Below are 13511 nucleotides of genomic sequence, written 5' to 3' on the forward strand. Positions count from 1 at the left end.
GTATGCGCTCCGCCGCGTTCACGCTGCTCGAATTGCTCGTCGTGATGGCGATCATCGCCGCGCTCATCGCGCTGCTCCTGCCGGTGTTCCGCTCGGTAAAACTTCAGGGGCAAGCCACTCAGAGTAGCAACAATCTCCGCCAACTGGTGGCCGCCAACATTGCGTATGCCAACGATCACGAGTGCTATGTCCCCGCGGACGACATCTCGAACAATCGCCGCTGGTGTGGTGCGCGCACCTCGGCGACAGGCACCTACGATCCCACGAAGGGATATTTGGCCCCCTACTTGGGGCAGTCGCGCATGATCACCCCCGATCCTCTCTTCACTACCATGCTCCATGGTTCCAAAAGCTTTGAAAATGGAGCGGGTGGTTACGGCTACAACGAAGTTTACATCGGAGGCACACCGGTATGGTCGTACAATGCGGATGGCAGCCGCGTTTCCGCACATCCCCTGGCGATTCAGCGACCGGCGCTGACCGTCATGTTCGCCACGACCGCCTATGCCATGCCCGGTGGCGTCCAGGAGTATCCATTTTGCGAACCGCCTTTCTGGGATTTCGGCGATGGCCCCATGGGCTCCCGGCCTTCTCCCAGCGTTCATTTTCGCTTCAATAACATGGCAATTGTGGGATGGTGCGATGGTCACATCAGCATGGAACGCAAAGTCGCGCGGGACTTGGGCGAAGATCCCAATGGAGGTAACGCCGACGCGCAAAACCTCGGCTGGTTCGGGCCCGATGCAGAAAATGGCTATTGGAACCCGAACCGCAGTTTCGCGAATTCGCCGGGGAACTGATTTCACTTCACCACGCGCTGCCTTTTTGTAGGTTCGTACGAATGTCGATATTTGAGAAGGCCATCCACGACGCCACTGCGACCATCGAGTCGCTGCGCCCGCTTCAATCCGTGCACGAGCAGGCGGCGGAGGTCGTTGGTCGATGCCTCCTGAGCGGTCACAAGCTGCTCGTCTGTGGCAATGGTGGCAGCGCGGCGGATGCCGCGGATTTTGCGACCGAATTTGCCTGCCGCTTCGTCAGTGATCGCCGGCCTTATCCCGCGTTGAATCTCGCAGCCTGCGGCAGCCTGCTCACCGCGATTGGCAACGACTACGGTTACGACGAAGTCTTCGCCCGGCAGGTGCGCGCCTTCGGCCAGCGGGACGATGTCTTCGTGGCGATCAGCACCAGCGGAAACTCGAAAAGCATCATTTCGGCGATCGCCGCGGCGAATATCGCCGGCCTGCACACCATCGCCCTGCTCGGACGCGACGGCGGCCGGGCCCGCGGCCTCGCGCAGATGGAATTGATCGTGCCCACCGACATCACTGCGCGCATCCAGGAAGCGCACAAATTTCTCCTGCACACGCTCTGCGAGATCGTCGAAGCGCGCTTCATTCTGCCAAAGCAGGAAGCGCGGTAGAGGGGCGAGTGCTTAGTAATCAGTAATCAGTAATCAGTAATCAGTAATCAGTAATCAGTGGCGCTGCTGCTTCTTACTGAGCACTAAGCACTAAGCACTCCGCCCACTATTCCCTCGCCAGCATCGACTTCGGTTTAACGGGCGTGGCCGTCGGCTTGGCGGGCGCAGTCCCGGGCTTGGCGGCCACCAAAGGCTGCGCCTTGCCCCATTTTTCTTTCAGGCTCTCCGGGTCGTACCACTCCGTCAGGACTTGAGCTCCTTGCAGCACTTGCACGCCCGCTCCGATGATCGTGGCGCCGGAGGGCTCGATCATCTTTTTCGCTTTTGCGTCCCAGTGCTGTTCGCTGGACGTGCTCTTCGCCTCGATCGAATCGGCATATGCGGCCGAATGCGGTTTCACTTGGAGCGGCATTTCCCCTTCGTTGATTTTCACGATCTCGTGCGTCAGCATACTGCGGCCGAAGACTTCGAATTTGACCTTGAGATCGAGCAGGTTGGACGAGTTGTTGGTCACGAAGATGTGCAACTTCCGGCTGTGCGTGCGACTGATGCGGTCTTTCGCGTTCATGTCGCTCTTGTTGGCCTGCTCCACGCGAAGCAGGATCGCCGCAGGTTCCTCGGCGTTGAGGGAGGCGCAAAGGCCGAATGCTGCTGCCCCGAGGGCCAGCATTTTGGTGAGGGGGGAGTTCACAGTGGGGTTGTTTTTCGCAAATTGGCTTTCGGATGACAAGGCGCGACCCGAGGTGGGTTTCTGGTTTCTGGTTTAAAGTTTCTGGTCACTCGTTTGTTGCCACGTCCACCTGGACATCCCTCCTTGCCGGGCTCAGAACAAATCTCGCTGTGGAGAACCAGAAACCAGAAACTAGAAACTAGAAACTAGAAACCCAATCCCGACCGCCGCTATTTCTTCGGCGTTTTCGGTTTCGCCGTGGCCTCCTTGGAGCCGATCATCGGCTGCGCCTTGGTCCACTGTTCTTTCATCGTGTCGGGCTCATACCATTCAGCCACGAGCTTGTCGCCCTGCAGGGCCTGCACGCCGGAGCCGGCGATGGTCGCGCCGGAGGATTCGGTCATCTTTTTCGCTTTGGCATCGAAATGCTGATCGCTCTCCGTGCACTTGCCTTCGGCGGTGTCGATCGTGGCCGTGGAATGCGGCTTCACCTCGACCGGATTTTCGCCGCTGGTCACCTTCACGATGCCGTGCGTGAGCATGTCGCGGCCGAAGATCACGTGCTTGACCTTGAGTTCGACCACCTCCGCGGAATCGTTGGTCACGGTGATATGCAGCTTCCGGATGTGGGTGCGGGTCCATCGGTCTTTGGGAGCCATCTCGGTCCGGTTGGACGCTTCCACGTGGATCGAGATGGGTGAGGATTCGGCGGCAAGGGTGCCGTGGAAACCAAAGGCTGCGGTGCAAAGGGCTGCAAGGGAGAGGAAAGAGAATTTCACAATGTGGGGGGTGCTTGTCGCTGTGGGGGGTGCTTGTCGCACAACGGCATTCGAATGACAAGGGGTGGCCGGATGCCTCGCACTCACTGACGGATTGACGCGGGCACGGACGCTGCTTTGCTTGCGCGCGGTGTTCCCGCCTACCTACGACTACATTTTTGCCGCCTTCGCCTTTGTGTTGGGCGCTTCCATCGGCTCCTTTCTCAACGTCTGCATCTATCGGCTGCCGTTGAATCTCTCGGTCAATGAGCCGAAGCGCTCCTTTTGCCCGAACTGCAAATACCAGATCCCGTTTCATCACAACATCCCGCTGGTGAGCTGGCTGGTCTTGCGCGGGAAGTGTGCGAATTGCGGCAAGCCCATCTCCTTCCGTTATTTCGGCGTGGAATTCCTGACGGGTCTGCTCTTCCTCGCCATCTGGCTCAAGGTGTGGGCGTGGGGACGTCCGGGTTGGCCGCATCAGGAATGGCTGCTCGCATTGCCGTATTGGATCATGGGCGGGTTGTTCATCGTCGCGACGTTCATCGACTTCGAGCACTTCATCATTCCCGACGAAATTACCATTGGCGGCGCCGTCGCCGGTGTCCTGCTCAGCTTCGCCATTCCGTCGCTGAACGATCAGCACTCGAATATCATGAGCGGGCTGTGGTCGATCTTCGGCGCGGGTCTGGGCTATGGCGTGCTGTGGCTCGTCGTGGAACTGGGCAAGAAAGCCTTCGGCAAAAAACGCCTGACATTCGACAAAGCCACATCGCTTTCGTGGGTCCGCCGCGATGAGGAAGCGGATTTCACGGTGGGGGAAGAGAAGATGTTGTGGAGCGAATTTTTCTACCGCGGCAACGAACAATTGCTCCTGCAGTGCAATTGGATCGAGATCGATGGCCAGCGCTTCGAGAACGTCGTTGCGCGTTGCGAATGCGATTGGCTGCATATTGACCAGCGGAAATGGGAGTTGGTGAAGGTCGATGAGATCAAAGGTGACGTCACGGAAGTGACGCTGCCGCGTGAAGCAATGGGATTCGGCGACGTGAAATTCATTGCCTGCATCGGCGCCTTTCTCGGATGGAAAGCGGTGCTCTTCACCATCATGAGTGCATCGACCATCGGCGCGCTCGTGGGTATCGCGACGATCGCCATCGGCCGGCGCGAATGGTCGACGAAGATTCCGTTTGGTCCGTACCTCGCGCTGGGTGCTCTCATCTGGCTGTTCTGTGGGCCGGAATTGATCCTGTGGTACTGGCGCTATTCGACAGGGCAGGGCGTGTAGGTTGGCCTCCAGGCACGGATGCACGAAGCGCTCCAAAAAACGATGTCATCCTGAGCGGAGTGCGCCGGAGGGCGAAGGCGGGCGGGGCACGCAGTCGAAGGATCTCCAATATCCGTGGGCGACGGCGGTTGGGAGAATGGACGCGTGGTCACGCGTAAGTTGGGGAGGCCCCGCGCGAAAACCCGCCGAAGATGGAGGTCCTTCGACTCCGCCCATGCTTCCCCGCTCCGCTCAAGGATGACTGGCTTTTTTGGGGAGCTGCTCCGCGGCAACCTCGTCCACACGCTTTCCTCATTCTCGATTCCGTGCGTTTTGTGCGAGGGTCTGTGTTGTCTCGTCGAATGCCGACAAGCCGCGATCATAGGGGCTTCGACCTACAGGCGGACAGGTGAGGCCAGCATTCCGTTCGATCATTTTTCCTGGTCTTGAATGACGTTCTATTTTGAACGTGTCGGGCAATCGGTAAGTCAAACCTAGCGACACCGAAATCAGCAACGGTGGGCGGGGGAGTGCGGCTCCTGTTTAGATCTGCAAAATGATCGCCAGCTTTCCGGCAGCGACATGAATCTCGATTCTCAATATTCGTTTAAATCCGTTGGTGCATCCATCGTAGTTAGCGCGCGAGTGGAAGAAGTTTATACTCACTGGGTACACGTGGAGGAGTTTCCTCACTTCATGGGGGCGGTGCGGGAGATCCGCAACATGGAGGACAACCGTTTTTATTGGCGCGTGGAGCGGCACGGAAAGGAATACGAATCCGAATTGCAGATCGTCTTGCGGATTCCAAATCGGCGCATGGCCTGGCGCACCATTTCCGGCGCAGAGAGTTCGGGAGTGGTCGGGTTTGATCCGTTGGCCGGGGATAAAACGCGCGTCTCCTTTAAAATGAAGTATGTGCCCGGCGCTGGATGGGAGGACGCGGAGGAGTTGCTGAAGCGGGTGACCGCCCGGCTCGAGAATTTCAAGACTTATGTCGAATCCATCTCCGCGCTGAAGTCCGAAGCCAGGAAATGAACTCTTATTTTTCAGTTCGATTTAACTCCCTCCGCGCCCCTCGAGCGCCCCGCGAAGTGGAGTGGGGAAGTAACAGGATAACCCAGCGCTCGATTTGAAATACACAAACTAACGAAAGGATAACTAATGAACTCAAAACCATGGAATATCGCGGGCCTCGCTCTAGTGGCGGCCGCGGTTGGGGCGGTGGGGATGATGGCATCCGAGCACGCCGTAGGGCTCGAGAATGACAAGACGGCGCCACCGCCCGCGATTAATCAAACAGTGACCGCACCGGTGCGCGCACTGAGCCAGGCCTTCGAAGCGGTGGCCGCACAGGTGAAACCCGCGGTGGTCAGCGTTTACTCCGAAAAATTGGTGAAGATGAATTCCGGAGACGGCGAACTGCCGGACATGTTCCGACAGTTCTTTGGCCAGGAATTTCAGGGACAACAGAGCCCCTCGCCGCAGGGGCGTCTGCATCAATACAGTGTGCCCCAACGCGGAATGGGCTCGGGCATGATTCTCGATAAGGAGGGCCACATTCTCACCAACTATCACGTGGTGAAGGATGTGGATAAAGTGAAGGTGAAGCTGGCCGATAAACGGGAATTCCAGGCTGAAGTCGTTGGGACTGACCCGAAGAGTGACGTGGCGATCATTCGGATCAAGGGCAAGGTGCCGGACAATCTGCCGACGGTGAAACTCGGTTCGTCCAGCGCGCTGAAAGTGGGGGACTGGGTGATGGCGGTCGGCGCGCCGTTTGGCCTCACGCAAACGGTCACGGCGGGCATCATCAGCGCCACGGGGCGTAACGACGTGGGTATTGCCGACTACGAGGACTTCCTCCAGACCGATGCGGCGATCAATCCCGGTAACTCCGGTGGCCCGCTTGTGAACATGGACGGCGAAGTGATCGGCATGAACACCGCCATCGCGACGGGGCTTGGCCAATTCGCCGGTGTCGGTTTTGCGATTCCGAGCGACATGATCCAGGGCTTCGTGCCGACGTTGACCAAGGGCGGCACGATCACGCGTGGCTTTCTCGGTATTGGGATCCAGGACCTGAACGACACGCTCGCCACGCAATTCAAGGTGCATGATACCAAGGGTGCGTTGATCTCGCAGGTGAACAAAGACACGCCGGCCAGCAACGCGGGGCTGAAAGCGGGCGACGTCATCGTAAACTACAACGGCAAGGCGATCGATAGTACGATCGATCTGCGCAAGTGGGTCGCCGCGACCACCCCGAATACCAAGGTGCCGGTGGAACTGATGCGCGACGGCAAGGAGGTAAAAGTCGACGTGACCGTGGGCAAAATGCCGATGAAAGAAATCGCGTCCGCGAACAAGGAAAACGCTCAGCCGAGCGATGCCGGCCAACTTGGTCTGCGCGTGGAACCGTTGACCTCGGAACTGGCGCAGGAATTCGGTTACACCGGCGAGCACGGCGTATTGATCCGCGGTGTGGACCCGGGCAGCCCGGCGGCGATGGCGTCGCTGCAACCGGGTGATCTGATCACTGAAGCGAACCGCCAGCCGGTGGCCTCGGTCGACGATCTGAAAAACGCGCTCAGCAAGTCGAAGGACACGGCGCTGCTGCTCATCAAGCGGAAGGACGCCAGCATGTATGTCAGCCTGAAACTCGGGTAATCAGCCCCGATCAGGGAGGAAACTCGGCCCGGCTCGCGAGAGCCGGGCTTTGACGTTTTTTGGAGGTGTGTTCAGGAAAGGCGTGGCGCTCGGATTGAATTGCCGAATGGAACTGAAGGGAAACGCGCCGTCGCTTCCGTGTTGACGCGTGTTCCCCGGCGCCGACGGAGCGGTGCCCTCCCGGGCTGTTCTGCTTCGAAGCGTTCCGAGAAAGCGAGCGGCGGAATTGAATCGGCGTTGAGCGGAGTTCCGAATAGAAAACGCGCTTTCGCGTTTTAGTAATGGTTCCCTCCAGCACATGATTCTCGCCCCCAATTCCCGCTTTTGGTGGATCGGCCTTTTCGTGGCGATCGGGCTATTGGGATGGAGTTTTGCCAGCGATTTCACCGCGCCGTGGACGGACCAGATCGATGGCAACGGCGCCTGTTGGTCGCAATCGGCGCATAATACGCTCGCCGCGGGAATCATCGCCACGGCGGGCGTGCCGTCGGCTTTCTATTTCGGGACACCGCCGATTCCGCCCGAAGGATTTTACACGCATCATCCGCCGCTGCTCTCGCTCATGCTCACCGGCATGTTCGCGATCTTCGGCGAGGCGGAATGGGTGGCGCGATTGCTGCCGATTGCGTTTTCCTTTCTCGGCGTGGTGCTGCTTTGGCTGCTCGTGAAAGAGTGCGTCAATGCGCGCGCGGCGACATTTGCGGCGATCGCCTTTTCCGCGATGCCCATGGAGCTGCGCTACGGACGGATGGTGAATTTCGAGCCGATCAATCTCGTGTGGATGCTCGCGCTGCTCCTCGCCTGGCAGCGCTGGGAGGTCGACGGCCGCCGCTGGTGGCCGATTCTGCTCGCCGCGCTGCTTTGCGAATGGACGGCCTGGCTCGGGTATTTGTTTGTGCTGGCGGTCTGTCTTTCCGCCTATGGCCTCGCGCGTCGCAATCGGCGCGTGATGATTGGCTTGCTGGTGACGCTGCCCGTTTCGCTACTGCTTTTCGCCGTGCAGATCAAACTCGCGCGGCCCGATTCGTGGCATGATCTTTCCATCGCGCTGCACTATCGCATGGGCAGCGTGATCTCATGGCCGGAATGGTTTGCCCGCATCGGCAGCCTGCTGGTCGCGCACATTCAGCCTGCACTGTGGATCCTCGGATTGTTGGGAACGGTGTTCGTCATTCAGCGCCGCGATGACCGGCCGTTGCGACAACTCGGTTGGAGCGCGAGTTGTTTCTTCGTCCTCAGCGTCTTCTACATTTTCTTCTTTCGGAACGCGTCCGCCATTCACGACTATGCGTCGTTCTATTTCACCGTGCCGGTGGCGATGTTGGCCGGGGTGGGATTGGACGCCGCTGCATGCTGGTGTGATCGTCGGGGAAACGCCCTGCACCTGGTCGGGACGGCCGTGACGCTGGGTATCCTCGGCTACCTCGCGATCGTCGGACAGCGTGAGACCGTGGGGCTGCGCCGCCCCTTCCGCATTTTGAGCGATGAAAACTTTGAGCCGTCGCAATTGATTCCCGAGCTGGGCCATGCCATGCGCGATCGCTTCGGCAAGGACGTAGCCATCGTCTGCAATTTCCTGCCGACTTACGGTCCGCAACTTCACTACTACGCGCAGCACGATCTACTGCCCTGCGTTTTCACTGCCGACGAATGGACGGAAGTCATCGCTGATCCCCAGAACGCGCCGGTCGGGGGCGTCATCTGGTTGCAGGACCCGCGCGCTGCGGAGATTGTGGCCAAGCTTCCGCCGGGGCCGCAGGAACAGATTGCCATTCGCGGGATCCCGTTTTGTTTCTGGCATCCCAAGTCGGGCCCCGCGCCCGGTCCTCGGTAATCAATGCGTGAGCCGATAGTAGCCTTGTGCTCCTGCCGGTGGAGTGTCGATGTATTGGCCAGTGCCGGCGCCGTTGGTGGTGACTGTGCCGATATTGCTCCACGAGGCGGGTGTGAGCGATGGCGTGTATTGCAATTGGTAAGTGATGTCAGGCGCGGCGGAGAAAGTGAGAGTTACCGTTCCGCCTGACGTGGTGATGCCCGTGGGATTGGCGAATGGCACCACGTTTGCGATCTGCACGGGCGTGCCGCTGTCTTGTCCGCCGGTATTGACCACGGCGGTCAGCGAGCCCAAGCCGGTCGGCCGTTGCGACAACTGCAAGGTAAGCTGCGTGGCGCTGGCGGCGGTGACGATACCGACGGTGCCGTCGTTGAAGGTGACGGTATCGTTCGCCGCGGTCGGATCAAAGTTAAAGCCGTTGATCGTGAGAGTGGCGGAATCGTTGGCGAGATTCGCCGTGCTCGAAGTGACGACCGGTCCATTCAGAATGGTGAGCGTGTGCGTTGTCGTGGTGCCCAGGACCGCGCCGCTCGGCGTGCCGAGGGTGAAGGTGAGTGTTTTGTCTGCGCCCGGGTGATGAATGAGCGTGCCGGTGATATAGACCGTCGGCTGTCCATTTACGAAAACCAGCGGGCCGACGGTGACGCCGGTGTAGTCGGTGCCGTCGACCGCGGTGCCTCCCACGGTGAAAGGCACGATGCTCGTCGCCGCGACTTTGCTGACCGCGTTGTCGCCGCCTGTCCCGACATAGAGATTTCCCACGGTGTCGAAGGCCAGACCTGCAGGGTCGTCGAGCCCCGAAAGGAAGGTGCTGACCACGCCGAGCGGCGTAACCTTGCTTACCGAGGTGCCGTTGGCGACGTAAACATTACCGGCGGCGTCGATGGCCAGGCCGCCCGCGTTGGGGCCGCCTTGGAAGCCGGAGGCGAAGAGATTTGCCGTGGATCCGTCGGGCGAGACCTTGGTGACCTGGCCGCCAAAGGTCACGTCATTCGTGCCGACATAGAGATTCCCCGCGGCGTCGAACGCCAGGGAGGTGCCGTTGTCCTGCGTAAAGGTAAAGGTGGACTGCGCTCCCGCCGGTGTGATCTTGCTGACCACCCACGAGCCGCTCACCACGCCGGTGGCGTAGAGATTGCCTGTCGTATCGATGGCCACTCCGGCCGGCGAGTTCATCGCCGGGACATCGGTGGAAATGGTGCCGTCGGGCGTGATTTTGCTCACCGAGTTATTGCCAAAGAGCGCGACGTAAAGATTTCCCGCCGCATCGAAGGCGAGACCGGATGGATAGGAAGTAAAGCCGGTCGTCGGGAAGCCCGAAGCAAAGGTGCTGACTTCTCCGTCGGGTGTGACCTTGCTGATCGAGTCTCCCAGAAAGTTGGCGACGTAAAGGTTGCCGGTGGTGTCAAAAGTCATGCCCTCGGGTGCATTAAAGCCGGTGGCGAAGGGCGTGATGCTGGGAGCAATGCCGCTGTCGAAAGTCGGGCTACCGGTGAGTTGGACGGGGATGCTGAAGGTTTGCACGCTGGCATCCGCGCTCTCGCCGGTGGTGCTGAACTCCGCAATCGGCTCGGCTGTTCCGACCGGCACGTTGGCCGCGCTGGTAATGGCGTCGGTCGTAACGGTGGCCGTCAGGGTTCCGGTCTGGGTGGGCGAATGGGTGAGCGCGATGGTAAGTTGCGTGGCGGTCGCGGCCGTCACTGTGCCGGTCGCGCCATTGTTCAATGTGACAGTGTTATTGGCGGCGATGGGATCGAAACCGAAACCATTGATCGTGAGGGTCGTGGTATTGAAACCGAGATCGGTCGTCGTCGAAGTGACCACCGGAACCACCGTGGCCACCTGCACCGGTACGCTGCTGACGCCGCCGGCAGAGACTGTGGCGATGAGCGGGCCGACCTGGTTGGGCGGGGTCGTCAAATTGATCGTGAGCGAGGTGATATTGCCATTACCGCCGATGATGATGCCCCCACCATTTACAGAGCCGGCGACGGTGCCGATCGCACCATTGTTAAAGGTCACCGTGTTATTCGCCACGGTCCGATTGAAGAGGCCATTGATCGCGATCAGCGTCGTATTGATCGGCAGGCTGACGGTGTTCTGATTCACCGTCGGCGGCGGCTCGACGATGGTCATCGCATTCGACTTCGTCGCTCCCAGGCTGGCGCCTATGGGGGTGTTGAGGGTGAGGGTGAGAGTTACCGAGGCGCCGGGATCGGCGAGGAGTGTTCCGGAGATGGAGGCGGTCGTCTGGCCGGGAACGAAGATGACTGTTCCATTCGTGGGCAATATCCCGAATGAATAGTCTTTGCCGGCTTGCGCGGTGCCGCTGACGGAGTATTGGACGCTGACGGATGGCGTGCACTTGAGTACGTCATTGCCGCTATAACTGCTCACATACAAGCTGCCCTGAGAGTCAAAGACGATTCCGGTCGCCTGGGTGATGCTCAAAATACCGCCGAACGCACCGGTAATGCGGCCGACTATCCCGGCCGGAGTTACTTTGTTGATGACCCCGTTGCCGTTGTTTGTGACGTAGAGATTGCCGTCGGAATCCGTGACGATGCCATAGGGCGTACTGAAACCCGTAGCGAAGGTGCTCACGGTGCCGGTGGGAGTGACCTTGCTGATGGTGTTGGCACTGCCATTGGCCACGTAGAGATTTCCACTCGCATCGAAGGCGAGGCCATTCGGCGTGGAGAAGCCCGAGGCGTAGGTGCTGACGACACCGGCGGGCGTGATCTGCCGCACGGTGTTATCGCCATTGGCGACGTAGAGATTGCCCGCCGCGTCGAACGCCAGGCCGTGTGGGTTCGTGAATCCGGAGGCGAAAGTGGTGATCACCAGGCTCGGTGTCATCTTGATTACCGAGCCGGCCCCGCTGTCGTCGTGCGTCGCCACGTAGAGATTGCCGGCCGTGTCAAAGGCCATGCCCTCCTTGCGGAAATACCCTCCCGAAGTGAGGTACGACTTCGTCACCACACCGCTGGGCGAGATGCGGCTGATATCGCCGAAATTATGATTGGAGACATAGAGATTTCCGACGGAATCGATCGTCAGCCAGGAGGCCGAGGCGGAGTTGGAGACATTCGTGGCAAAGACGGAGGGGGCGGCGAGCGCGCCATTGGTAAAGGACGGAGTGGCGCTTCCCGTCAGGGTCAACGGAATGCTAAAGGTGCCGGCCGACTGATTGACTGTCTCGCTGTCCGTGGTGAACTGAACCGTGGCAGCGCTGCTGGGCTCGACAATGGTCATGGTATTCACCGTCGCGCTGCCGAGACTGGCGCCGGTCGGTGTCCCAAGGGTAAAGGTCAGCGTTTGTGAGGTGGGTGGATCGAGGAGTAGCAAGCCGGTGATCGTGCCTGCCGTCTGGCCGTTGACGATGGTCAGCGGACTGGTCACGGCGGTGTAGTCGACTCCGGATTGTGCCGTCCCTCCGAGCGTGAAGGGGACTGACACCGTCGGCGCCAGCTGGACCAGGGTGGTTCCATTGCCGAAGTAGAGATTGCCGGATTGATCGAAAGTGACGCCGGCCGGGGCGACGCCAAAATTCAGGGGGATGTTGCCGGCGACAGTGCCATCCGGTGCGATCTGGCTGAATTCCCAGAGATTCGTCCCCGCGATGGTCGCGGCGTAGAGATAGCCGGCGGAGTCGAACGCCATGGAAAACACCGAGCCAAATCCCGCGGCGAATGAGCTGACGGCGCCCGCGGGTGTCACCTTTCGAATAACGTCGTCGGTGCAGGAGACATAAAGGTTGTTGGCGCTGTCCACGGCCATGGCCTGCACGGGCAGCGGGCACGTGGCGAATGAGATCATGACGCCGGCCGGAGTGACCTGGACGATCGAGCCATCTTCCTGGCCGACGTAAAGATTTTTGGCGCTGTCGCAAACCAGCGCCGTCGGTGCGGTCAGGCCGGCGTCATCGGGGATAAAAAAGCTGCTTCCGCCATCCGGGGTCAATTTGATGACGTTATGGGTGTTGGTGAAGGAGTAGTTGTTGCTGACGTAAATATTCCCGTCGCTATCGATGGCCAGTCCGGTTGGGTTGTTGAAGCCACCCGACGATGCGACGGTGGTGAGGGTGCCGTTCGGAGTGACCTTTTGCAGTGCCCCGCCGGCGAGCGCGTAGATGTTGCCCGCCGCGTCCGCGACGACTTGGGTGATGGCAATGCCGAGGCCCGTGGCGAAGTTGGACGACGTGCCGCTGGCGCCGGCGGCGAAGCTCGCGTTGCCAGTCAGCGTGGCCGTGACGTTGAACGTCCCAGCGGTCGCGTTCACGCTCTCGCTCGTCGGGTTGAATTGCACCATGGGCGCGATCACGGCCACCGTCACCGGGGAGCCGCTGCTCAGGCCATCGGTGGTGACGACCGCCGTCAGGTTGCCGGTCACGGAGGGCGGGGCGCTGAGCGTCACGGTGAGTTGCGTGGCGGTGGCGGCCGTCACGGTGCCGGTGACACCTTGATTGAAGACGACGGTATTATTGGCCGCGAGGGAGTCGAAGCCGAGGCCGCTAATGGTGACCGTCGTCGACGCGAAATTGAGGATGGAAACGGTAGGCGTCACCACAGCGGCGTGGCCAAGGCCCGCGAGCAGCAGGAGAATGGGCAGGACGTGCGAAACCAGGGTGCGACGGAACGATGTCTTCATGTCGGAGTAGTTGAAGAGTGAAAAAGCGGGGGGTAGCCGGGGACCTCAATCGAAACGCCTTCCACCCCCCCGGTGGGCTGCAAATCGTAAGATCGCAAGCAGAAGGCGGGATAGTGCCTCGAATTAGCTGTACAAGCAAGAAGGTATGAGGTAACAAAACCGCGACAAAGCTCCGCAGTTTCACGAAATCTGGCCTTCGGAAACGACTCGCCAAACGCCTTTGGCGGGCGAAGATTGATTCA

9 protein-coding genes are annotated in these 13511 nt (G+C 60.1%); 6 read left to right on the plus strand and 3 right to left on the minus strand.

What is annotated here, in order from left to right; genetic code table 11:
• Positions 1-2 precede the first annotated feature (2 nt).
• Positions 3-800 carry a type II secretion system protein gene (locus CFE428DRAFT_RS10270; protein ID WP_006979459.1) on the plus strand — a complete coding sequence of 266 codons (798 nt, stop codon included), beginning with the start codon at positions 3-5 and terminating at the stop codon, positions 798-800.
• A 41-nt stretch (positions 801-841) separates the two neighbouring features.
• On the plus strand, positions 842-1423 hold the full coding sequence (locus CFE428DRAFT_RS10275) for a D-sedoheptulose-7-phosphate isomerase (RefSeq protein ID WP_006979460.1): 582 nt from the start codon (positions 842-844) through the stop codon (positions 1421-1423).
• A 106-nt stretch (positions 1424-1529) separates the two neighbouring features.
• Here CFE428DRAFT_RS10275 and CFE428DRAFT_RS10280 read toward each other — a convergent pair whose 3' ends face one another.
• Together CFE428DRAFT_RS10280 and CFE428DRAFT_RS10285 are read right to left on the minus strand one after the other, a co-directional pair.
• A complete protein-coding gene (locus tag CFE428DRAFT_RS10280) occupies positions 1530-2114 on the minus strand; it encodes a hypothetical protein (RefSeq protein ID WP_042724757.1) in 585 nt (194 codons plus the stop codon).
• A gap of 209 nt (positions 2115-2323) precedes the next feature.
• Entirely contained in the window at positions 2324-2872 is a 549-nt protein-coding gene (locus CFE428DRAFT_RS10285) for a hypothetical protein (RefSeq protein WP_083805072.1), read from the minus strand.
• A 130-nt stretch (positions 2873-3002) separates the two neighbouring features.
• Between CFE428DRAFT_RS10285 and CFE428DRAFT_RS10290 the strand changes: the two genes are divergently transcribed.
• The 4 genes from CFE428DRAFT_RS10290 (at position 3003) to CFE428DRAFT_RS10305 (ending at position 8619) form a co-directional block, all read left to right on the plus strand.
• Entirely contained in the window at positions 3003-4139 is a 1137-nt protein-coding gene (locus tag CFE428DRAFT_RS10290) for a prepilin peptidase (RefSeq protein ID WP_162145258.1), read from the plus strand.
• Positions 4140-4700: 561 nt separating this feature from the next.
• Entirely contained in the window at positions 4701-5153 is a 453-nt protein-coding gene (locus CFE428DRAFT_RS10295) for an SRPBCC family protein (protein WP_006979464.1), read from the plus strand.
• 126 nt (positions 5154-5279) lie between these two features.
• Positions 5280-6785, plus strand: a complete 1506-nt coding sequence (locus CFE428DRAFT_RS10300) for a Do family serine endopeptidase (protein ID WP_006979465.1) — start codon at positions 5280-5282, stop codon at positions 6783-6785.
• A 298-nt stretch (positions 6786-7083) separates the two neighbouring features.
• Positions 7084-8619 (plus strand): glycosyltransferase family 39 protein, encoded by a 1536-nt coding sequence (locus CFE428DRAFT_RS10305; RefSeq protein WP_006979466.1) that lies wholly within the window; start codon positions 7084-7086, stop codon positions 8617-8619.
• Here the strand turns inward: CFE428DRAFT_RS10305 and CFE428DRAFT_RS10310 are convergent, their stop codons facing one another.
• On the minus strand, positions 8620-13269 hold the full coding sequence (locus tag CFE428DRAFT_RS10310; protein WP_006979467.1) for a virginiamycin B lyase family protein: 4650 nt from the start codon (positions 13267-13269) through the stop codon (positions 8620-8622).
• Positions 13270-13511 lie beyond the last annotated feature (242 nt).

It is taken from the genome of Chthoniobacter flavus Ellin428 (assembly GCF_000173075.1).
Lineage (GTDB): Bacteria > Verrucomicrobiota > Verrucomicrobiia > Chthoniobacterales > Chthoniobacteraceae > Chthoniobacter > Chthoniobacter flavus.